This window comes from Streptomyces canus, assembly GCF_030815415.1.
Taxonomy (GTDB): Bacteria; Actinomycetota; Actinomycetes; order Streptomycetales; family Streptomycetaceae; genus Streptomyces; species Streptomyces canus_F.
The window spans coordinates 1,971,760-1,992,449 of sequence record NZ_JAUSWW010000001.1 but is presented as its reverse complement, the minus strand read 5'-3'; the positions used below and the strand labels follow the sequence as shown (position 1 = coordinate 1,992,449).

Sequence of the window (20,690 nt, the reverse complement as noted above, 5' to 3'; positions counted from 1 at the left end):
GAAGAGCCCTGCACCGGAGGACGGCTCGAACGCCGAGGTCGCACGCAGCGCACACACAGGTGATGTGTGACGCGGTGTCTCAGGACCTCAGACGAGCAACGTCCTTCTCCAATCGGCGGCAACAGGACCGTCATACACCGTAGGAGAGGGCGTGAAGGCTGTCAACGAATTAACGTGAGACCCGATCGCACCTAGAGGAGGCCCCGTGCCCAACGGCTCGCTGTCGCTGCCCGCCCGGCTCTATCTGCTGGCCTGGGACACCACGAGGAACGAGCTCGCCGGCACCACCCACCTGGTGCGGGCCGGCGCCCTCACCGAGCTGGCCCAGCGGGGTCTGCTCGTCGACGACGACGGCATCGCCACCCCGGTCGACATGGACTCCCGCACCGGTGACGCCGTCCTCGACGGGCTCCTGGAACTCGTACGCGAGTCCCGGCCGCACCGGTGGCGCAGCTGGGTGCCGCTGCACGCGCGCGTGACGGCGGAGGCCGTACGGGAACAGCTCGCCGCCGAGGGGTACCTGCGGGCGGACAAGCGCCGGGCCCTCGGTCTCTTCCCGACCGTCGAGTACGCCCTGGAACGCGTCGCCGTCGTGGACGCGCTGCGCGAGGAGGCACGGGAGATCCTCGAAGGGGCCGTGCGGCCCGCGGACGTCTCCGAGCGGGACGCGGCTGTCGTCGTGCTGGCGGCCGCGGCCGGGGTGAGCGCCCTGGTCGCCCGCAAGGAGCGCGGACGGTACAAGGAGCGGCTGGCGGACCTGGAGGAGCGCAGTGGGACGGCGGCGCCGGGGCTGCGGATGATCATGGGTGAGCTGGGTACGGCGCTGACGGCGACCGCCATGCCGACGGGGGTCTGAGAGGGCTGGTCGCGCCGTTCCCCGCGTCCCTGGGGTCCCTCAGTGACCAGGCCCTCCCCGGCAGTGGACGGCGTCGGGGCGTCGGAACGTCCATGTCGGATTCCTGCCGGACCCGCCCGACTCCCGCTGCTTGGCTGGACGGCATGACGAACCAGACCTCGCTCCGTGACCGCGCCCTCGCCTTCCACGCCCTGCACGTGCCGGGGCGGCCGCTCGTCCTGCCCAACGCCTGGGACACCGCGAGCGCCCGTGTCGTCGAGGACGCCGGGGCCGCCGCCGTGGCGACCACCAGCGCGGGGCTCGCCTGGGCCCTGGGCGCGGCGGATGGCGAGCGGGTGGAGCGGGAGCGGGCGCTCGGTGTCGTCGCGGACATCGTGGCCGCCGTCGGAGTGCCTGTCAGCGCGGATATCGAGAGCGGCTACGCCGAGGATCCTGCGGGTGTCGCCGCTACCGTCCGCGCGGTGCTCGCGGTGGGAGCGGTCGGTGTGAACATCGAGGACGCGCTGTACGGGGAGGGCGCCGGGCCGCTGCGGGCCGTGGCCGCACAGGCCGAGCGGATCGCCGCCGCCCGGGAGGCCGCCGACGCCGAGGGCGTGCCGTTGTTCGTCAACGCCCGCATCGACACGTTCCTGCGGGGTGCCGGGGACGTGGACGTCACCCTGGAGCGGGCCGCCGCCTTCCGGGCCGCGGGTGCCGACGGGATCTTCGTCCCCGGGGCCGTCGACCCGGGAACCGTCAAGCTGCTCGTCGACGGCATCGACGGCCCGCTGAATGTCATGGTCGGCCCGGGTGCCCCGCCGGTCGCGGATCTGGCCGCGCTCGGCGTCGCGCGCGTGAGTGCCGGTTCGGGCATCGCGCAGGCCGCGCTCGCCTTGGTGCACCGCGCCGCGCGGGAGCTGCTGGGCGCGGGCACGTACGAGTCGCTGGAAGGCGGCCTCGACTACGCCAGGCTCAACGAGCTGCTGGGGGCGGCACGCTAGACGCGCCCCCGCGCAGCGCTACGCGTCCCGCATCAACTCCGCCAGCTGCTCGTCCAGGCCGAGCTGGAGGTGCTCCAGCCCCACCGGCACCAACTCGGCCGTGGCCTGCAAGAACCGGCGTACCTCCCCGGAACGCACATGCACGACAGCCGTGCCCTCGGGCGCGTGGAACTCCAGAACGGTGCGGTCGTACCCGTACGGCCGCACCCGCACGTCGCCATGCCCCTCGGCGGTCTCGAGGCCCGCGGTGAGGAGCTCGCGGGAGAAGGTCCAGCAGACCTCCACGCCCTCCAGAGTGGCCGGAGCCGGGAAGGTCATGCGGACGGCGAACGGATCGCGCCGGTCGTAGTGCAGCGTGGCGGGAATGCTCGGCATCCGCGGCGCGGCGGCGACGAGACGGGCCTCAACGGGCTGCTCGATGACAGTGGACAACGCGTTGCTCCCTAGTGACGGCTGGACTGACTGCCGGGCGGATGGGGCCGGGTACTGGTAGAGACGACGGAATCGGCCAATCCGTGTACATGAGAGTCGAGTGACCTCGGTCACCGTTTTTCATGCACGCAAGTGGCGCAGACCACCTTCCGTGCCGCGAAGGGCACGTGTGGCGACCGCTGCGCCCTCCGGCGGTCTGGACGGCCACGGGCGCGTGGACTAGCTTCGCCCGCCATGAGGCGCATGGGGAGCACGCGACGCACGCGACACAGGGGACGTACCGGCAGACGGCTCGCCGCGGGGGTGGCGTGCGCGGCGGCGCTGGCCGCGCTGACGGCCCTGCCCGCACAGGCGCAGCCGCAGCACCGGGCGCCGCACTGGGAACTCAAGGACAGCGGGACCCCGGAGGTGCGCTTCCGGGGACTGTCGGCCGTCAGCCGGACCACCGCCTGGGTCTCCGGCACGCAGGGGACCGTCCTGCGCACCACGGATGCCGGGGCGACCTGGCGGAACGTCTCTCCGCCCGGCGCCGGCGAGCTCCAGTTCCGGGACATCGAGGCGTTCGACGCACGCCGGGCCGTCGTGCTGGCCATCGGTGAGGGTGAGGCGTCCCGGGTGTACCGGACCGACGACGGCGGGGCCACCTGGACCGAGTCCTTCCGCAACACCGACGCCCGCGCCTTCTACGACTGCCTCAGCTTCTTCGACCGCGAGCACGGCCTGGCGATGAGCGATCCGGTGGACGGGAAGTTCCGCATCCTGTCGACGAGCGACGGCGGCCGCTCCTGGAAGGTGCTGCCCAACGACGGCATGCCCGCCGCACTCGAGGGCGAGGCGGGGTTCGCGGCCAGTGGCCAGTGCCTGGTCGCCTCCGGCCCGAAGGACGTCTGGCTGGCCACCGGCGGAGCGGCACGCGCACGCGTGCTGCACTCCTCCGACCGCGGGCTGACCTGGACGGCCATCGACACGTCGATCCCCGCGGGCGACCCCGCCAAGGGCGTCTTCGCGCTCGCCTTCCGCGACCGTGCCCACGGCCTCGCGGTCGGCGGCGACTACCGTCCCGACCAGGCGTCCCCGCAGGCCGGCGCCGTGACCCGGGACGGTGGCCGCACCTGGCGGCCCGCGGCGACACCGCCTCCCGCCTACCGCTCGGGCGTCGCCTGGCTCCCGCACAGCCGCACCGCCGCCCTCGCGGTCGGCCCCACCGGTACCGACCTGACGACGGACGGCGGCCGCACCTGGCGCACGGTCGACACGGGCTCGTACGACACCGTGGACTGCACCCCCGACCTCGGCTGCTGGGCGGCCGGCGAGAAGGGGCGGGTGGCCCGGCTGGAGAGCTGAACCGGAATGTGGGTACCCGGTCGCCGAGTGCGGAAGGAGTGATCCCACATGCCACGTGGTTCGAGCCCGAAGAGGGAACGCCAGTACGAGCACATCAAGGAGAGCGCCCAGGACAGGGGCGAGAGCAAGAAGCGCGCGGAGGAGATCGCCGCGCGGACGGTCAACAAGGAACGCGCCCGCTCCGGGGAGTCGAAGTCCGCGAGCCGCACCTCGACCCAGGACATGTCGTCCGGGAAGAGGGGCGGCCAGCGGTCCGGGAAGGGCTCGCAGGGTCCGACCTACGACCAGCTCTACGAGGAGGCCAAGCGCCGCAACATCAGCGGTCGTTCGGACATGAACAAGAGCCAGTTGCAGCGGGCGCTCGGCAAGTGACGCTTCAGGAGGGCGACTCGCGGTACCGCTCCAGCTCCGGTGCGGTCTTCGTGGCCGTGAACTCGGTGATGCGGTAGGCGCAGACACCGGCCGTGACGAACGGGTCGGTCGCCGCGATCTCCTCGATGCGCGCACGGTCCCCCGCGACGGCGAGGATCACCCCGCCGTCGCGGGGGTTCTTGCGCCCGGAGGCGAGGAAGACACCCCGCTCGTACTGCGCGTCGAGCCACGCCACATGGGCCTCCAGAACGGCGTCGACCTGATCGAGCGGGGCGGTGTACGACAGCTCCAGTACGAACATGATCGCGAGCCTACGCCGACGTAGGCTCGTCCCACCATGAGGACCGTAAGCATTCCCGCGGGCTGGCCCGCGACCGAGGAGCAGGCCCGCGCCGTCCAGGACGAGTTGCGGACGGAGGTGGTGCTCGACGAGCCGGGCCCGCCGCCCGGCACGGGGCACGTGACCGGGGTGGACGTCGCGTACGACGACGAGCGGGACGTCGTGGCGGCCGCGGCGGTCGTGCTGGACGCGGCGACCCTCGAAGTCGTCGCCGAGGCCACGGCGATCGGCCGGATCTCCTTCCCGTACGTCCCCGGCCTGCTCGCCTTCCGCGAGATCCCCACGGTCATGGCCGCGTTGGACGCCCTCCCGTGTCCGCCCGGCCTGGTGGTCTGCGACGGCTACGGCCTCGCCCACCCCCGCCGCTTCGGCCTCGCCAGCCACCTCGGCGTCCTCACCGGCCTCCCCACGATCGGCGTCGCCAAGAACCCCTTCACCTTCACCTACGACGACCCGCACACCCCGCGCGGCAGCGCCTCCCCGCTCCTCGCGGGCACCGAGGAGGTCGGCCGCGCGCTCCGCACCCGCGAGAGCGTCAAGCCGGTCTTCGTCTCCGTCGGCCACCGCGTGACCCTGGACAACGCCTGCGCCCACACGCTGGCGTTGACCCCGCAGTACCGCCTCCCGGAGACGACCCGCCGATCGGACTCACTGTGCCGGACGGCACTGAAGGAGGCGACGGAGGCACTCCGACCCCGGTGACCTGGGCGGGCCGCGCCCTGGAGGCGGCGGCGCAGGTGCCGGGCCGGATGCCGGAGACCGACGCCGCGCTGGAACCGGCGGGGGACCGTGAGCGGTGGCACCGGGGCGCGAAGTGTTCGCCCTGATCCGTGGACGCGAGCCGCACGTGGGCCCGGGGTGGAGCGGGAACTGCTGTACCGCCTCGCCGAGCTGGTCGCCAAGGTCGCTCACAACGCGGCCCGGCCGACTGAGTACCCGATCTGAGTATCCGTACGGATGTGAGCGCCCCGCACCGGTCGGCAGGCTGTGCCCCATGACGACGCACCGTATGCCCCGGCACCGCTCCCCGAAGCCGCTCGCCGACCCGAACCGTCCCGTCGAGCGGGCGGTGATGGCCGCGCTCATCCTGGCCGTGCTCGCGGGGCTGGCGTGGATCTGCGGGATGATCTACACCGTGGCGACCTGGCCGCTCTAGGCATGGTCACCGGCGCTGTCAGCGGCTCCTGGCCACCCGGAAGACGATCCCCGCGCGGCGCAGGCGCTCGGTCAGCGCGTCGCCCATCGCCACCGCCGTGGTGACCTGGCCGGAGGTGGGCGGGAGGTCGTCGAAGGCCAGGGACAGGGCCGCCTCGGCGAAGATCTTCGCCGTCTCGTCGTAGCCCGGGTCGCCGCCCGCCACTTCGGTGAACACCTTGCGGCCGCCGCCCTCGCCGACGAAGCGGATCCTGAACCAGCTCTTGGCGCGCTTCTCGGCGCTCGGCCCGTCCCCGGGCTTGAGCCGGTCCGACAACCAGCGCCGCGCGGGCGGCAGTTGGGCCGCCGCGAAGAGTGCGCCCACGGCCGCGACGCCACCCATGGCGATCGGCAGCCGGCGTACGGCCGCGTAGTGGCGGTAGCGGAAGTCGGGGCCGTAGCGTTCCAGCGCGCGGGCCGACCGCCCCACGATCTGCGGGTCGATCGTCGGCAGCGGCAGCGCCCACGAGTCGACCTCCCCGACATACCGAGGGGCGCCGCTCGGGGTAGACGCCCGCCGCCCCACCAGCCGCGGCTCGTGCCGACCGCGGTCCCGCGCGGCGGCGATCATCTGCCGCCCGCGCGCGAACTGGTTCAGCGCCGAGGCGAACGTACCGCCCGAGAAGGTCGCGTCCGCCGTCACGAACCCGTCCACCCGCAGCGGCACCCCCTCCGGCAGCTGCCGCACGGTGAAGTACACGCCCAGGTCGTGCGGCACCGAGTCGAAGCCACAGGCGTGCACCAGCCGTGCACCGGTCTCACGCGCGCGTGCGTCGTGCCGGACGTACATCCGGTCCACGAACTCCGGCTCACCGGTGAGGTCGAGATAGTCCGCCCCGCTCTCCGCGCAGGCCGCGACCAGCTCCTCGCCGTAGGTCACATAGGGGCCCACCGTCGTGGCCACCACGCGCGCGTGCCCGGCGAGTGCCCGCAGCGAGGCCGGATCGGCCACGTCCGCCCGCAGCACCCCGACCTCCGCGCCGCCCGGCAGCCGCTCCCGCAGCGCCTGGAGCTTCTCCTCGCTGCGACCGGCGATCGCCCAGCGCAGCCCCTCGGGCGCGCGCGTGGCGAGGTACTGCGCGGTGAGTGTCCCCACGAACCCGGTGGCTCCGAAGAGCACGATGTCGTACGGACGCTCCGACCTGTTCAGCCTGCTCATGACACCCCTCGGTTCCGCACCACGCGCCGTTGTCGGTGGCCGAGGCTAGCGTGAGGAGTGCGGAGCCCGACGACGAGGCCGGAGGTGTGCGGTGGCCGTGCCCAAAATTGCCCTGAAGAAGTGGGAAAAGGTACACGACTTCGCGCTCGGGATGCCGGGCGCCGTCGAGGCCACGCGGCGGAGCCGCACATCCATGCAGCCCCTGGGGTGAGTCGGTCGCCGAGGTCAACAAGAAGGTGTTCGTCTTCCTCGGCGTCGACGACGGCAGTCATCCGCCGGGCGTCACGCTGAAGCTCAAGGACGACGAGGCGCGTGCGCACGCCCTGACCTGCCCCGGCGACTGGGTGGAGGAGAGCTACCGCGTGATCGCGCCGAAGCGGCTGATAGCGGAGCTGGACGCGCAGTGAGAGGCTGATTGTCTAAGCGCTTGCTCGTTCAGGTCTTGTGCCCGGTGGAGCAGGTTCTTAGCATCACTGGTGTTACATCGGTTGTGTCACGCCAATGGGGGCTGGATGACAACGGCAACGACGCCGGGGCAGGGCCCGCTCACCGGCGTGCGCGTACTCGAGCTGGCGGGTATCGGACCGGGCCCGTTCGCCGCCATGCTCCTCGCCGACCTGGGCGCCGACGTGGTCCGCGTGGACCGGCCGGGCGGACCCGGACTCGCCATCGACCCCGAGTGCGACATCACCAACCGCAACAAGCGCTCGGTGATCATCGACCTCAAGGCCCCGGACGGCGCCGCCCGCGTCCTCGGCCTCGCCGCACGCGCCGACGTCCTGATCGAGGGCTACCGCCCCGGTGTCGCCGAGCGCCTCGGCATCGGCCCCGAGGCCTGCCACGCCCGTCACCCGGGGCTCGTCTACGGCCGGATGACCGGCTGGGGTCAGGAGGGCCCCCTCGCCCAGCGCGCCGGCCACGACATCGCGTACATCGCCCTCACCGGCACCCTCGGCATGATCGGCAGCCCCGACGCGCCCCCGCCGGCCCCCGCCAACCTCCTCGGCGACTACGCGGGCGGCTCCCTCTACCTCGTCGTGGGCGTCCTCGCCGCCCTCCACCACGCGCGCGCCACCGGTACCGGCCAGGTCGTCGACGCCGCCATCGTCGACGGCACCGCCCACCTCTCGGCGATGATCCACGGCATGCTCGCCGCCGGCGGCTGGCAGGACCGGCGCGGCGCCAACCTCCTGGACGGCGGCTGCCCGTACTACGGCACCTATGAGACGGCCGACGGGAGGTACATGGCGGTCGGGCCGCTGGAGCCGCAGTTCTACGCCGAGTTCGTCCGCCTGCTCGACCTGGAGGAGCACGCCGGGGCCCGCAAGGACTGGACCCGCTGGGGCGAGCTGCGCGAGGCCGTCGCCGCCCGCTTCAAGTCCCGTACGCGCGACGAATGGACGGCCGCTTTCGACGGCACGGACGCGTGCGTCGCCCCCGTCCTGTCGCTGCGCGAGGCCCCGCACCATCCGCACCTCGCCGCGCGCGGCACCTTCACCGACCACGGCGGCCTCACCCAGCCCGCGCCCGCCCCGCGCTTCTCCGCGACCCCGACCTCCGTACGCACCGGCCCGGCACGACCGGGCGCCGACACCGGGGACGTGGCGAGCGACTGGGACGTACCCGATCTCCTGAAGGGCCCCGATCCGGACGGCCCCGCGACGAAGGGCCCCGAATGAAGCGGCAGATCTTCGCCCCCGAGCACGACGCGTTCCGCGAGACCGTGCGTGCCTTCCTGGCCAGGGAGGTGCAGCCGTACTACGCGCAGTGGGAGAAGGACGGCATCGTCTCGCGCGAGGCCTGGCGCGCGGCCGGCAAGCAGGGTCTGCTCGGGCTCGCCGTGGACGAGGAGTACGGGGGCGGCGGCACCGCCGACTTCCGCTACAGCGCCGTCCTCGCCGAGGAGTTCACACGCGCGGGCGCACCCGGGCTCGCTCTCGGCCTGCACAACGACATCATCGGCCCGTATCTGACCGGCCTGGCCACCGAGGAGCAGCGGCGGCGCTGGCTGCCCGGTTTCTGCGACGGCACCCTGATCACCGCCATCGCCATGACCGAACCCGGCGCCGGCTCCGACCTCCAGGGCATCCGCACCCACGCCGAGGACCGTGGTGACCACTGGGTCCTGAACGGCTCCAAGACCTTCATCTCCAACGGCATCCTCGCCGACCTGGTGATCGTGGTCGCGAAGACGACCCCCGAAGGCGGCGCGCGCGGCCTGTCGCTGCTCGTCGTCGAGCGCGGCATGGCGGGCTTCGAGCGCGGCCGCAACCTCGACAAGATCGGCCAGAAGGCACAGGACACGGCCGAGTTGTTCTTCCACGACGTGCGTGTGCCCAAGGAGAACCTCCTGGGCGAGCTCGACGGCGCGTTCGTCCACCTGATGACGAACCTCGCCCAGGAGCGCCTGAGCATCGCCGTCTCCGCGATCGCCGCCGCCGAGCACCTGCTGGAGATCACCACGGAGTACGTCAAGGAGCGCGAGGCCTTCGGCCGTCCGCTGGCGACCAAGCAGCACATTCGTTTCGAGATAGCGGAGATGGCCACCGAGTGCGCCGTGACCCGCACGTTCCTCGACCGCTGCATCGAGGATCACTCGAACGGGCAGCTCGACGCCGTTCACGCCTCCATGGCCAAGTGGTGGTCGACCGAGCTGCAGAAGCGGGTCGCCGACCGCTGTCTGCAGCTGCACGGCGGCTACGGCTACATGAGCGAATATCCCGTCGCCCGGGCCTTCACCGACGGCCGCATCCAGACCATCTACGGCGGGACGACCGAGATCATGAAGGAGATCATCGGGCGTTCCCTGCTCGGCTGAAAAGCTCTTCCGCACGGCTGACCCTCACCCCCGAAAGGCCTCCCTGTGAGCACCGAAGCGTACGTGTACGACGCGATCCGCACCCCGCGCGGTCGCGGCAAGGCGAACGGCGCCCTGCACGGCACCAAGCCCATCGACCTGGTCGTCGGACTCATCCACGAGATCCGCGACCGTTTCCCGGGCCTGGATCCGGCCGCCATCGACGACATCGTGCTCGGCGTGGTCGGCCCCGTCGGCGACCAGGGCTCCGACATCGCCCGGATCGCCGCCGTGGCCGCCGGACTCCCGGACACCGTCGCGGGCGTACAGGAGAACCGCTTCTGTGCGTCGGGTCTCGAGGCGGTCAACATGGCCGCCGCCAAGGTCCGTTCCGGCTGGGAGGACCTGGTGCTCGCCGGCGGCGTGGAGTCCATGTCCCGGGTGCCGATGGCCTCGGACGGCGGCGCCTGGTTCAACGACCCGATGACCAACCTGTCCGTGAACTTCGTGCCGCAGGGCATCGGCGCCGACCTCATCGCCACCATCGAGGGCTTCTCCCGCCGGGACGTCGACGAGTACGCGGCGCTGTCGCAGGAGCGGGCTGCGACGGCCTGGAAGGAGGGCCGCTTCGACCGTTCCGTCGTGCCGGTGAAGGACCGCAGCGGCCTGGTGGTGCTGGACCACGACGAGTACATGCGCCCCGGTACCACCGCCGACTCCCTCGCGGGGCTCAAGCCGTCCTTCGCGGACATCGGCGACCTGGGCGGCTTCGACGCCGTCGCGCTCCAGAAGTACCACTGGGTCGAGAAGATCGACCACGTCCACCACGCGGGCAACTCCTCCGGCATCGTCGACGGCGCCTCGCTCGTCGCGATCGGCTCCCAGGAGGTCGGCGAGCGCTACGGCCTCACCCCGCGCGCGCGGATCATCTCCGCGGCCGTCTCCGGCTCCGAGCCCACCATCATGCTCACCGGCCCCGCCCCGGCCGCCCGCAAGGCGCTCGCCAAGGCCGGGCTGACCATCGACGACATCGACCTCGTCGAGATCAACGAGGCCTTCGCGGCGGTCGTCCTGCGCTTCGTGAAGGACATGGGCCTGTCCCTGGACAAGGTCAACGTCAACGGCGGCGCCATCGCGCTGGGCCACCCCCTCGGCGCGACCGGCGCGATGATCCTCGGCTCGCTCGTCGACGAACTGGAGCGCCAGGACAAGCGGTACGGCCTCGCCACGCTCTGTGTGGGCGGCGGCATGGGCATCGCCACCATCGTCGAGCGCATCTGACCCCCCTCCCGACGGATCACACGGAGCACCTCCACATGAGCACTGAGTCCACCACCATCCGCTGGGAACAGGACCGGTCCGGCGTCGTCACCCTCGTCCTCGACGACCCCTCCCAGTCCGCGAACACCATGAACCAGGCGTTCCGCGACTCCCTCGCCGTCGTCACCGACCGCCTGGAGGCCGAGAAGGACTCCATCCGCGGCATCATCCTCACCTCCGCCAAGAAGACCTTCTTCGCCGGCGGCGACCTGCGCGACCTCATCCGGGTCACCCCGGAGACCGCGCAGGAACTCTTCGACGGCGGCCTCGCCATCAAGCGCGACCTGCGCCGCATCGAGACCCTCGGCAAGCCGGTCGTCGCCGCGATGAACGGCGCGGCCCTCGGCGGCGGTTACGAGATCGCCCTCGCCTGCCACCACCGCATCGCCCTCGACGCGCCCGGCTCCAAGATCGGCTGCCCCGAGGTCACCCTCGGCCTGCTCCCGGGCGGAGGCGGCGTCGCCCGCACGGTCCGCCTCCTCGGGATCACCGACGCCCTGCTGAAGGTCCTCCTCCAGGGCACCCAGTACAGCCCGCAGCGCGCCCTCCAGAACGGCCTGATCCACGAAGTGGCCGCCACCCAGGAGGAACTGCTCGCCAAGGCCCGCGCCTTCATCGAGGCCAACCCCGAGTCGCGGCAGCCCTGGGACAAGCCCGGCTACCGCATCCCCGGCGGCACCCCCGCCAACCCCAAGTTCGCGGCCAACCTCCCCGCTTTCCCGGCCAACCTGCGCAAGCAGACGGGCGGCGCCCCCTACCCGGCCCCGCGCAACATCCTCGCCGCGGCCGTCGAAGGCTCCCAGGTCGACTTCGAGACCGCACAGGTCATCGAGGCGCGCTACTTCGTGGAGCTGGCGGCCGGCCAGATCTCGAAGAACATGATCCAGGCGTTCTTCTTCGACCTCCAGGCCGTCAACTCCGGTGCCAACCGCCCCAAGGGCATCGAGCCGCGCGAGGTCCGCAAGGTCGCCGTCCTGGGCGCCGGGATGATGGGCGCGGGCATCGCCTACTCGTGCGCCCGCGCGGGCATCGACGTGGTCCTGAAGGACGTCTCGGCGGAAGCGGCCGCCAAGGGCAAGGCCTACTCCGAGAAGCTCTGCGCGAAGGCGGTCTCCCGGGGCCGTACGACACAGGAGAAGGCGGACGCGCTGCTGGCCCGCATCACACCGACGTCCGACCCCGCCGACGTCGCCGGCTGTGACGCGGTGATCGAGGCCGTCTTCGAGAACCCCGAGCTCAAGCACAAGGTGTTCCAGGAGATCCAGCACGTCGTCGAGCCGGACGCGCTGCTGTGCTCCAACACCTCGACCCTGCCGATCACCGTGCTGGCGGAAGGTGTGGAGCGCCAGGCGGACTTCATCGGTCTGCATTTCTTCTCGCCGGTCGACAAGATGCCGCTCGTCGAGATCATCAAGGGCGAGCGGACGGGGGAGGAGGCCCTGGCCCGGGCCTTCGACCTGGTACGGCAGATCAAGAAGACACCGATCGTCGTGAACGACTCGCGCGGCTTCTTCACCTCCCGCGTCATCGGCCACTTCATCAACGAGGGCGTCGCGATGGTCGGCGAGGGCATCGAGCCGGCTTCCGTCGAGCAGGCGGCGGCGCAGGCGGGCTACCCGGCGAAGGTGCTGTCCCTGATGGACGAACTCACGCTGACGCTCCCGCGCAAGATCCGCAACGAGTCCAAGCGGGCCGTCGAGGAGGCGGGCGGGGTGTGGCCGACGCATCCCGCCGAGGCCGTCATCGACCGCATGGTCGACGAGTTCGGCCGCACGGGCCGCAGCGGTGGCGCGGGCTTCTACGAGTACGGCGAGGACGGCAGGCGCACGGGCCTGTGGCCGGGCCTGCGCGAGCACTTCACCAAGCCCGGCTCCGAGATCCCCTTCGTGGACATGCAGGAACGCATGCTCTTCTCCGAGGCCCTCGACACGGTGAAGCTCCTGGAGGAGGGCGTCCTGACGTCCGTCGCCGACGCCAACATCGGCTCCGTCTTCGGCATCGGCTTCCCGGGCTGGACCGGTGGCGTCCTCCAGTACATCAACGGCTACGAGGGCGGCCTCCCGGGCTTCGTGACCCGCGCACGTGAGCTCGCCGAACGCTACGGGGACCGCTTCACCCCGCCGGCGCTGCTGGTGCAGAAGGCGGAGAAGGGGGAGCGCTTCGGAGACGCGTGACGGGGCGTCGGCGGGGGCCTTCTTCGCCCCCGCCGCCGGGCTGGTTGGTCAGCCCCTCCGGCGTTTGAGGAGCGGGGGTCCAGGGGGCAGCGCCCCCTGGGAGCGGGGTCGAAGGGGCGGCACGCCCCTGGAGGATGGGAATGGGTAAGGGCGGCGGGGGCGAGAAAACCGCCCCGGGGACCCCGTACCGCTGAGCGACACGACGTCCTTGCTCCCCAGGGGGCGGAACGCCGACGCTGACCTGAGAACCGGTCCCCGTCCCCACCGAGGAGCCCCCATGGGAACCCGTCCCGCCCTCGCCTTCCTGGACATCCTCCGCGGCGAGGGCGTGGACCGGGTCTTCGGCAACCCCGGCACCACCGAACTCCCCTTCCTGGCCGCGCTCAGCGAGACCGAGGACGCCCCCGAGTACGTCCTCGGCGTGCACGAGGGCGCCGTCGTCTCGATGGCCGACGGCTACGCCCGCGCCACCGGCCGCCCCGCCTTCGTGAGCCTGCACGTCGCGGCCGGCCTCGCCAACGGCCTCATCGGCCTCCTCAACGCCCGCCGCTCCCGCACCCCCCTGGTGGTGGCGGCCGGCCAGCAGGACCGCCGCCACCTCCAGCAGGACCCCATGCTCACCGGCGACCTCGTCGGCCTCGCGACGCCCGCGGTGAAGGCGGCGTACGACGTCCAGCACGCCCGCGACCTGCCGCTGGCTCTGCGCCGGGCCTTCGCCCTCGCCGTACGCCCGCCCGCGGGACCGGTGTTCCTGTCCATCCCGATGGACGTGTTCGCCGAGGACATCGAGGTAGAGGTCCCGGCCCGCACCCCGCCGCCCCCGCCGGGACCGGCCCCCGCCATCGAACGCGCCGCCGTCCTGCTCGGCGGCGCCGCCCGCCCCGCGATCGTCGCCGGCGACGGCGTCGGCCGCGAGGACGCCGTCGCCGCCCTGGTCCGCGCGGCGGAGGCCTGCGGCGCGACCGTGCACCACCAGCCCATGGCCGACTGCCTGAACTTCCCGACCACCCATCCCCTCTACGCCGGGATGCTGCCGCCCCGCCACGACGCCATCCGCACCGCACTCGCCCCCTACGACGTCCTGCTGATCGCCGGCGCCCACGCCTTCACCCCGCACCACTACACCCCGGGCCCCGCCCTGCCGCCCGGCGTCACCGTCGTCCAACTCGACTCCGACCCCGACGAGATCGGCCGCAACTTCCCCGCCGAGGCCGGGCTGGTCGGCTCCCTCGGCCCCTCCCTGCACCGCCTCGCCGACCTCCTGCGCGACCGCGTGCCCGACCACACCGCCAAGGGCCGCGTCCTGCGCGCCGGCGAACAGCACACCGCGGACCGCGACCGCGCCGAGTCCGCCGCCCGCGCCGCGTACTCCCCGGCCCCGCTCGCCCCCTGGGCCGCCGCCCACGCCGTCGCCCGGGGTCTGCCGCCCGGCGCGGCGATCGTCGAAGAGGCCATCACCGTAGGGCTGCTGCTCCGTCGTCTGGTACGCCTGGAGCGCCCCGGCAGCTACACCCACACCGTCGGCGGCGGCCTGGGCTGGGGCATCGGTGCCGCCGTCGGCCGCGCGCTCGCCGAGCCGGGACGCCCCGTGGTCGCCGTGCTCGGCGACGGCTGCGCCCTGTTCGGACTCCAGGGACTGTGGAGCGCCGCACGGCAGTCGGCGCCCGTCCTGTTCGTCGTGATGGGCAACGGCGCCTACCGCACCCTTCAGGACAGCTACGAGGCGATGGGCGGCTCGGGCCCGTGCCCTGGCACCGAGCTGGGCCCCCTGGACTTCACCCTGGCGGCCGCCTTCTTCGGCGTCGACGCGGTCCGCGCCGAGAGCGCGCAGCATCTGCGCGAACTGGTCGCCGGGGCCGGGGAGTTGACGGGCCCGCTACTGGTCGACGTACCACTGGGCCAATGATCCGCCACTCACAGCGACGCACACCTTGCCACCCGCACACCCAGGCATCACCATTCGGTCCATGACGGACGACGGTCCTCTGCCCAAGTCGGTGCTCGCACGCGGAGTGACCCTGCTGCGTGCCTGCGGGGACTCCGGGACCGCCCTCACCCTCGCCGAACTCGCCCTGCGCACCGGGCTGCCGAAACCCACCGCGCACCGGCTGATCGGCGAACTGGTCCGGCTCGGCCTGGTCGAGCGCACCCCGGACGGCCGCTACCGCATCGGCCTGGGGCTCTTCGTCCTCGGCCAGTCCGCGCCGTCGGTGCGCGAACTGCGGGACGCGGCGCTGCCGTACCTGGGCGACCTGCACGAGGCCACCCACGAGAACGTCCACCTCGCCGTCCCGGACGGTACCGACACCCTGTTCCTGGAGAAGATCACGAGCCGCCGCGCCACCCCGATCGTCTCCCGCACCGGCGGCCGCCTCCCCGCCCACTGCACCGCCACCGGCAAGGTCTTCCTCGCCCTGGACCCCCGCCCGCCCCACCGCACCCTGCACCGTCTGACGCCTCGCACCCTCGTCCTGCCGGGCCAGCTGGCCCGGGACCTGGCCCTGACCCGCGCCCGGGGTTTCGGCGTCAACCTGGAGGAGGCCGAGATCGGCGTCTCGGCGGTCGCGGCCCCGGTCTACGCCCACGACCGCGACCCCCGCCCGATCGCCGCGATCTCGGTGACGGGCGGCACCCGCCGCCTGGACGTGGACCGAGTGGGCGCGCGGGTCTGTGCGGCGGCAAGGGCGCTGACGCGGGCCCTGTCGGCGTGAGCGGTCGGCAGATCCGTCCCACCGCCGCGCCTCAAGAGCGGGGTTGACCGCCGTCCGGCCTGGGCCACATCCGCCGACCAACGGGACGTCGACGCCCCCTGCTGCACCGCCACCGCCAAGGCCTCGGGCAGGAGTTCGCCGTCGCGCCGGCAGGGCGCGGTTACCGGGTCGCGGGGCTCGATCTCGTTCCGCAGCCACAGACCGCGGGCCGGATCCTCGACTATGTGGAACTGGTCGGAGACGTCACCGACGAGGAGGCCGTACGGGCCGAACCGGAGCGTGTCATCGACCGGTTCGGCACCCTGCACGTCGTCGTCGACAACGCCGGCGTCTACCCGTCGAAGCCCTTCGAGGAGACGACCGCCGAGGAGTGGCGGCGCGTCCTGCGCGTCAACCTGGAGGCCCCGTTCCTGGTGACGCAGGCCGCGCTGCCCTATCTGAAGGCGGCCGGGTGGGGCCGTATCGTCCGCGCTCGCCGCCGCGCTCGCCCCCTACGGGATCACCGTCAACGCCATCGCGCCCACCATGGTCCGCACCGCCACCGCCGAACGGACGGTCGGCGCGGACGGCGGCTTCGCGTTCGTGCGCGGCCGGCAGGCCGTCACCCGCACCCAGGAGCTCGCCGACCTGGTCTCGACGCTGCTGTGTGTGGTCGACGAGGGCAGCGGCTTCCTGACCGGGCAGACCCTCAACGTGTCAGGAGGATCAGCCTACTTGTGAGGGACCGGACGAGGGCGGAACCCATTCGCTGAGCTCCTCCCGCAACGACCGCTGGAAGGTGGTCAGCAGCGCCTGCACCACGATCGGATGCATATGGGCGGACAGCGACCTCACGTCCTGCGTGTCCCGCTCCGACACCTCGCCCCGGAACAGCTCCGCCAACTCGTGCGCCGCGGCCCGCGCATGCTCGACGAGTACGCCGCGCGCCGCGAGGATCGACTCCAAGGACAGCGGTACGTCGAGCAGTTGGACGCCGAGCCGCAGCAGCCCCGAGTCGAAGTGGTAGCCGTCGCCGTCCGCCCGTACGACGTTCATCGCGGCCAGCCGCTCCACGTCCGCGTCGGTGAGCGACCGCCCCGCCCGCTGCTCCAGCTCCGCGCGTGTGGCGCTCTGCGCCGTGTCCGGCGCCCAGGAGGCCACGACCGCACGGTGGATCGCGAGGTCGTGCGGGCTCAGGCCCGGCGGCAGCTGCCGCAGATACCGCTCGATCGCCGCCAGCGTCATCCCCTGGTGCTGGAGCTCCTCGATCAGCGCGAGCCGGGAGAGGTGCTCCTGCCCGTAGTGCCCCACCCGCCGCGGACCGATCACCGGCGGCGGCAGCAGCCCCTTTGTGCCGTAGAAGCGGACCGTGCGGACCGTGACGCCCGCCCGCGCGGCCAGCTCGTCGATCGTGAGGTCGGTCGCGTCGATCTCGGTGGGTTCGGTCGTCATGTGCAGCAGTATCGCTGTCTCACCAGTGCTGTGAAACCTCGCGAACACCACTGTCGATCATGCGAGATCCCCCGCTGTGTGAGGTCCGCCACCGCGTGACCGGTGCACGGCGGCGAAGGCGGCCCCTCGGTCTGTGCGTCCACCCGAGGGCACGGGCCGTACGTACGTCCGGACATCCGAGCGCGACCTGCTCGGGCGCACCAGAGAGCGGTACCACTCGTGAGCAAGGACGCCGCGCAGCCCGCCGTTCGTGCTTGATGTGGCCGGGACCCCCCACCTACTGACGGGGTGGGGTCCCGGCCACATCATGGGCCCTCGGGCCCTCAAGCATGCGCGTTCTACACGCACTACTGGAGCGTCTCTGACTGGCTCGGTGGGCCTGGGCGCTGCCCAGGGAGTAAGCCAATCGTCTTCGCGCCCTGGTGCTGCGAACGACGGAGCCGCCAGCCCGCGTGGCACGTCCCTCCGGACGCTGGTCGGTTGTGCTGCGAGGCCTGACCGAGGAGGGTGCCTGACGTCGCCTGGGCGCCGGGCGTGCGTGTGACACTCTGCCACAAGAGCGTTACTATCCGCCAATCTGATCCGGAGCCTGTTCGCCGACATCCCCAGTGGGCGCTCGCCCTGATCGCTCTGGCCGTGGACCTCGCCGTGAACCTGATCTCGGTGAAGATCTTCGGCGAGATGGAGTTCTGGTTCGCGATCATCAAGGTGGCCACGCTGGTCGCCTTCATGTGCGTCGGCATCTTCCTGCTCGCCACCCGGCACGAGGTCGGCGGCCACATCCCGGGCCCGGGCGTGATCAGCGACAACGGCGGTGCCTTCCCGCACGGCCTGATGCCCGTCGTCCTCGTCATGCAGGGCGTGATCTTCGCGTACGCCGCCCTGGAGCTGGTCGGCGTCGCCGCGGGCGAGACCGCCGAGCCGGAGAAGGTCGTCCCGCGCGCGGTGAACTCGATCATGTGGCGGGTGGGCCTGTTCTACGTCGGCTCGGTCGTCCTTCTGGCCCTGTTGCTGCCGGGCTCGGCCTACTCGGGCGACGAGAGCCCCTTCGTCACGGTCCTGTCGAAGATCGGCGTCCCAGCGGCGGGCGACGTGATGAACCTGGTGGTCCTGACGGCGGCGATGTCCTCGCTGAACTCGGGCCTCTACTCCACCGGCCGCATCCTGCGCTCGATGGCCATGGCCGGCTCGGCCCCGAAGTTCACGGCGAGGATGAACCGCAGCCAGGTCCCCTACGGCGGCATCCTGCTCACCTGCGCGGTCTGCGTCCTCGGCGTCGGCCTGAACTACCTCATGCCGAGCCAGGCCTTCGAGATCGTGCTCAACGTGGCCTCCCTGGGCGTCATCTCGACCTGGGTGATCATCATGGTCTGCCACCTGGCCTTCGTCCGCCGCGCCAGGGCCGGCCGGCTCACCCGCCCCACCTTCCGCCTCCCCGGCAGCCCGGCCACGGAGCTCACCACGATCGCCTTCCTCCTGGCCTGCCTCGGCATGATGGCGAACGACCCCGAAGTCGGCCGCAAGACCCTGCTCCTGATCCCCGCGATCGCCGCGATGCTGATCACCGGCTGGTACGCCATCCGCCACCGGTCGACGAAGACCGAGAACCGAGAGCTGTCCGACCTCGGCGAATAACGCCGAGCCCACTGTCAGTGGCAGCGCCTACGGTGGCGTCATGTCGGAGATCACTTATGTCCGGGGTGACGCCACCGCACCGTCGGTGAAGGGCGTCAAGGTGATCGCCCATGTCTGCAACGGCATCGGGGGATGGGGAAAGGGCTTCGTGCTCGCGCTGTCGCGGCGCTGGCCGGCGCCGGAGAAGGCGTACCGCGCCTGGCACCGCGACCGCGCGTCGAACGACTTCGGCCTGGGCGCCGTCCAGTTCGTGCAGGTGGAGCCGTATGTGTGGGTGGCCAACATGGTCGGGCAGCGCGGGACACGCACCGGCAGCAAGGGCGTGCCGGTGCGCTACGAGGCGATCGACGCGGCGCTGGAGAAGCTCGCGGGGAAGGCCACAGAACTCGGCGCCTCCGTGCACATGCCGCGGATAGGGTGCGGACTGGCCGGAGGGAAGTGGTCCCGGGTCGAGCCGCTCATCGGGGAGCGGCTGGTCGGGAGGGGGATCGCGGTCACGGTCTACGACCATGGGGAGGGCCGGGGTTGAGCAGGGACACCGACGTGCTGGTACTGGGCGGCGCGGGCGTCGACACCATCGTGTACGTGCCGCAGCTGCCGTTGCCGTACGCCGACAGCTACATGATCGACTCCGGGATCCGCACCCGCGCGGGCCAGACCGGGGACTTCGTCGCTGTCGCTCTCGGCTCGCTCGGCCTGCGCACTCACCACATGGACATGCTCGGCGACGACCCCGAGGGCGACCTCGTCCGCGCCCTGCACCGCGACAAGGGCATCGCCCTCACCGCCGTCCCGCAGCCGGCCGGCACCAAGCGCGCGGTCAACCTCGTCAGCCCCGACGGCCGTCGGCTGTCCCTGTACGACACCAGCCGCGGCCACCCCGACGACCGACTGCCGGAGCCGACCGTCCGGGAACTCGCCACGGCCAGTCGGCACGCACATGTGTCGATCACCCAGCCCTGCGCCCACGCCCTGCCCGCACTGCGCGACTGCGGCGTGAGCATCTCGACCGACCTGCACGACTGGGACGGCGAGAACCCGTACCACGAGCCGTTCGCGCACACGGCCGACGTGGTCTTCCTGTCCGCCACCGCCCTGACCGACCCCGAGCGCACCATGCGCCGCATCGTCGAACGCGGCCGCGCCGAGGTCGTCGTCGCCACCGCGGGCGCCGAGGGCGCGTATCTGCTGGCCGACGACGAGCTGACCCGGATCCCCGCGGTCACACCGGCCGCCCCGGTCGTGGACTCCAACGGAGCGGGCGACGCCTTCGCGGCCGCGTTCCTGTACGGCAGGCTGTCCGGCGAGCCCCCGCACCGGTGCGCCCTGTACGGCGCGGTCGCCGGCGCCCACGCCTGCACGGTGCCCTCGACGGAGACGGACGCGATCGACCGGGACGCACTCCACGCCCGTGTGGCCGGTTTTTTGCCCCCGGAGGAATCGGGTACCCGGACCGTGTGAGAAAGGTGCGCCGCCTCGGCACGCTGATGATCCTGTCCCTCTGCGGACTGGTTCTCGGCGCTTGTGACAGTGCCGGGCAGCGGGACTCGGCGGCCTCCGCCGCAGCGACCGGATTCGAGCGTCTGCTCAGCTCCGACGACGCCGAAGGTCTGTGCGGGGCACTCGCACCGGAGACCCGGGCCGCATTGGAGGAATCCGAGAAAGCGGATTGCGAGAAGGCGATCGCCGCCCAGGACATACCCCTCGGCGGCGAGATCCGCGCCACGGACGTCTACGGCAGACAGGCCCGCGTCGTGCTCGCGTCGGACACGCTGTTCCTGTCGCGGTTCGCGGACGGCTGGAAAGTCGTCGCCGCCGGATGCGTCCCCCGCCCGGGCCGGCCCTACCAGTGCACGCTCCAGGGAGGCTGAGGGCGTATGCGGATCATGTTCACCCTCTGTCTGGTCCTCGTCCTCGGCGGCCTCGTCTATTTCAGCGCGGTGGG

At 72.1% G+C, this 20,690-nt stretch carries 20 protein-coding genes and 3 pseudogenes; 19 read left to right on the top strand and 4 right to left on the bottom strand.

The genetic code is table 11. The features are described from left to right. The first annotated feature begins 205 nt into the window (after positions 1 to 205). Both QF037_RS09350 and QF037_RS09345 read left to right on the top strand, forming a co-directional pair. Complete coding sequence (locus tag QF037_RS09350; protein WP_307023608.1) at positions 206 to 856, top strand: GOLPH3/VPS74 family protein; 651 nt, start codon at positions 206 to 208, stop codon at positions 854 to 856. A 143-nt stretch (positions 857 to 999) separates the two neighbouring features. Continuing rightward, positions 1,000 to 1,836 (top strand): isocitrate lyase/PEP mutase family protein, encoded by an 837-nt coding sequence (locus QF037_RS09345; protein WP_307023607.1) that lies wholly within the window; start codon positions 1,000 to 1,002, stop codon positions 1,834 to 1,836. 18 nt (positions 1,837 to 1,854) lie between these two features. Here the strand turns inward: QF037_RS09345 and QF037_RS09340 are convergent, their stop codons facing one another. Further along, positions 1,855 to 2,268, bottom strand: a complete 414-nt coding sequence (locus tag QF037_RS09340; RefSeq protein WP_307023606.1) for an SsgA family sporulation/cell division regulator — start codon at positions 2,266 to 2,268, stop codon at positions 1,855 to 1,857. 243 nt (positions 2,269 to 2,511) lie between these two features. On the opposite strand from QF037_RS09340, the gene QF037_RS09335 reads away from it, so the two are divergent. Together QF037_RS09335 and QF037_RS09330 are read left to right on the top strand one after the other, a co-directional pair. After that, on the top strand, positions 2,512 to 3,612 hold the full coding sequence (locus QF037_RS09335; RefSeq protein ID WP_307023605.1) for a WD40/YVTN/BNR-like repeat-containing protein: 1,101 nt from the start codon (positions 2,512 to 2,514) through the stop codon (positions 3,610 to 3,612). A 48-nt stretch (positions 3,613 to 3,660) separates the two neighbouring features. Next, complete coding sequence (locus QF037_RS09330) at positions 3,661 to 3,984, top strand: plasmid stabilization protein (RefSeq protein ID WP_307023604.1); 324 nt, start codon at positions 3,661 to 3,663, stop codon at positions 3,982 to 3,984. 4 nt (positions 3,985 to 3,988) lie between these two features. On the opposite strand, the gene QF037_RS09325 is transcribed toward QF037_RS09330, so the two are convergent. Beyond that, positions 3,989 to 4,285, bottom strand: coding sequence for a YciI family protein (locus tag QF037_RS09325; protein ID WP_307023603.1), 297 nt, complete (start codon positions 4,283 to 4,285; stop codon positions 3,989 to 3,991). Between the two features lie 36 nt (positions 4,286 to 4,321). Here QF037_RS09325 and QF037_RS09320 point away from each other — a divergent pair, with 36 nt between their 5' ends. The 3 genes from QF037_RS09320 (at position 4,322) to mmpA (ending at position 5,480) form a co-directional block, all read left to right on the top strand. Beyond that, on the top strand, positions 4,322 to 5,026 hold the full coding sequence (locus tag QF037_RS09320) for an endonuclease V (protein ID WP_307023602.1): 705 nt from the start codon (positions 4,322 to 4,324) through the stop codon (positions 5,024 to 5,026). Further along, positions 5,023 to 5,151 (top strand): hypothetical protein, encoded by a 129-nt coding sequence (locus tag QF037_RS09315; protein WP_307023601.1) that lies wholly within the window; start codon positions 5,023 to 5,025, stop codon positions 5,149 to 5,151. Before QF037_RS09320 ends, QF037_RS09315 begins: the two co-directional genes overlap by 4 nt. Before the next feature lie 182 nt (positions 5,152 to 5,333). After that, positions 5,334 to 5,480, top strand: coding sequence for a morphogenic membrane protein MmpA (gene mmpA, locus QF037_RS09310; protein WP_368082973.1), 147 nt, complete (start codon positions 5,334 to 5,336; stop codon positions 5,478 to 5,480). Between the two features lie 18 nt (positions 5,481 to 5,498). On the opposite strand, the gene QF037_RS09305 is transcribed toward mmpA, so the two are convergent. Beyond that, on the bottom strand, positions 5,499 to 6,677 hold the full coding sequence (locus QF037_RS09305) for a saccharopine dehydrogenase family protein (RefSeq protein ID WP_307023600.1): 1,179 nt from the start codon (positions 6,675 to 6,677) through the stop codon (positions 5,499 to 5,501). Positions 6,678 to 6,768: 91 nt separating this feature from the next. Between QF037_RS09305 and QF037_RS09300 the strand changes: the two are divergent. The 8 genes and pseudogenes from QF037_RS09300 (at position 6,769) to QF037_RS09265 (ending at position 16,399) form a co-directional block, all read left to right on the top strand. Then, positions 6,769 to 7,084 (top strand): annotated as a pseudogene (locus QF037_RS09300) (MmcQ/YjbR family DNA-binding protein). 105 nt (positions 7,085 to 7,189) lie between these two features. Then, positions 7,190 to 8,356: a CaiB/BaiF CoA transferase family protein gene (locus QF037_RS09295; RefSeq protein ID WP_307023599.1), complete on the top strand. Its 1,167-nt coding sequence runs from the start codon at positions 7,190 to 7,192 to the stop codon at positions 8,354 to 8,356. Beyond that, complete coding sequence (locus QF037_RS09290; protein ID WP_307023598.1) at positions 8,353 to 9,495, top strand: acyl-CoA dehydrogenase family protein; 1,143 nt, start codon at positions 8,353 to 8,355, stop codon at positions 9,493 to 9,495. Before QF037_RS09295 ends, QF037_RS09290 begins: the two co-directional genes overlap by 4 nt. A 45-nt stretch (positions 9,496 to 9,540) precedes the next feature. Further along, complete coding sequence (locus tag QF037_RS09285) at positions 9,541 to 10,755, top strand: acetyl-CoA C-acetyltransferase (protein ID WP_307023597.1); 1,215 nt, start codon at positions 9,541 to 9,543, stop codon at positions 10,753 to 10,755. Between the two features lie 35 nt (positions 10,756 to 10,790). Then, positions 10,791 to 12,968: a 3-hydroxyacyl-CoA dehydrogenase NAD-binding domain-containing protein gene (locus tag QF037_RS09280; RefSeq protein WP_307023596.1), complete on the top strand. Its 2,178-nt coding sequence runs from the start codon at positions 10,791 to 10,793 to the stop codon at positions 12,966 to 12,968. Positions 12,969 to 13,245: 277 nt separating this feature from the next. Further along, positions 13,246 to 14,874 (top strand): thiamine pyrophosphate-binding protein, encoded by a 1,629-nt coding sequence (locus QF037_RS09275; RefSeq protein WP_307023595.1) that lies wholly within the window; start codon positions 13,246 to 13,248, stop codon positions 14,872 to 14,874. A gap of 61 nt (positions 14,875 to 14,935) precedes the next feature. Continuing rightward, positions 14,936 to 15,679 (top strand): IclR family transcriptional regulator, encoded by a 744-nt coding sequence (locus QF037_RS09270; RefSeq protein WP_307023594.1) that lies wholly within the window; start codon positions 14,936 to 14,938, stop codon positions 15,677 to 15,679. A 59-nt stretch (positions 15,680 to 15,738) separates the two neighbouring features. Further along, positions 15,739 to 16,399, top strand: a pseudogene (locus QF037_RS09265) (SDR family NAD(P)-dependent oxidoreductase). Here QF037_RS09265 and QF037_RS09260 read toward each other — a convergent pair. Then, complete coding sequence (locus QF037_RS09260; RefSeq protein ID WP_307023593.1) at positions 16,385 to 17,110, bottom strand: MerR family transcriptional regulator; 726 nt, start codon at positions 17,108 to 17,110, stop codon at positions 16,385 to 16,387. The pseudogene QF037_RS09265 and the gene QF037_RS09260 overlap by 15 nt on opposite strands. A 603-nt stretch (positions 17,111 to 17,713) precedes the next feature. Between QF037_RS09260 and QF037_RS09255 the strand changes: the two are divergent. From QF037_RS09255 to QF037_RS09240, 4 genes and pseudogenes are all read left to right on the top strand, one after another. After that, positions 17,714 to 18,745 (top strand): annotated as a pseudogene (locus tag QF037_RS09255) (amino acid permease); the annotation flags it as partial. A gap of 40 nt (positions 18,746 to 18,785) precedes the next feature. Further along, a complete protein-coding gene (locus QF037_RS09250) occupies positions 18,786 to 19,274 on the top strand; it encodes a macro domain-containing protein (RefSeq protein ID WP_307023592.1) in 489 nt (162 codons plus the stop codon). Next, entirely contained in the window at positions 19,271 to 20,206 is a 936-nt protein-coding gene (locus QF037_RS09245) for a PfkB family carbohydrate kinase (protein WP_307023591.1), read from the top strand. Before QF037_RS09250 ends, QF037_RS09245 begins: the two co-directional genes overlap by 4 nt. Beyond that, positions 20,203 to 20,616, top strand: a complete 414-nt coding sequence (locus tag QF037_RS09240; RefSeq protein ID WP_307023590.1) for a hypothetical protein — start codon at positions 20,203 to 20,205, stop codon at positions 20,614 to 20,616. The genes QF037_RS09245 and QF037_RS09240 overlap by 4 nt, the downstream gene beginning before the upstream one ends. Positions 20,617 to 20,690 lie beyond the last annotated feature (74 nt).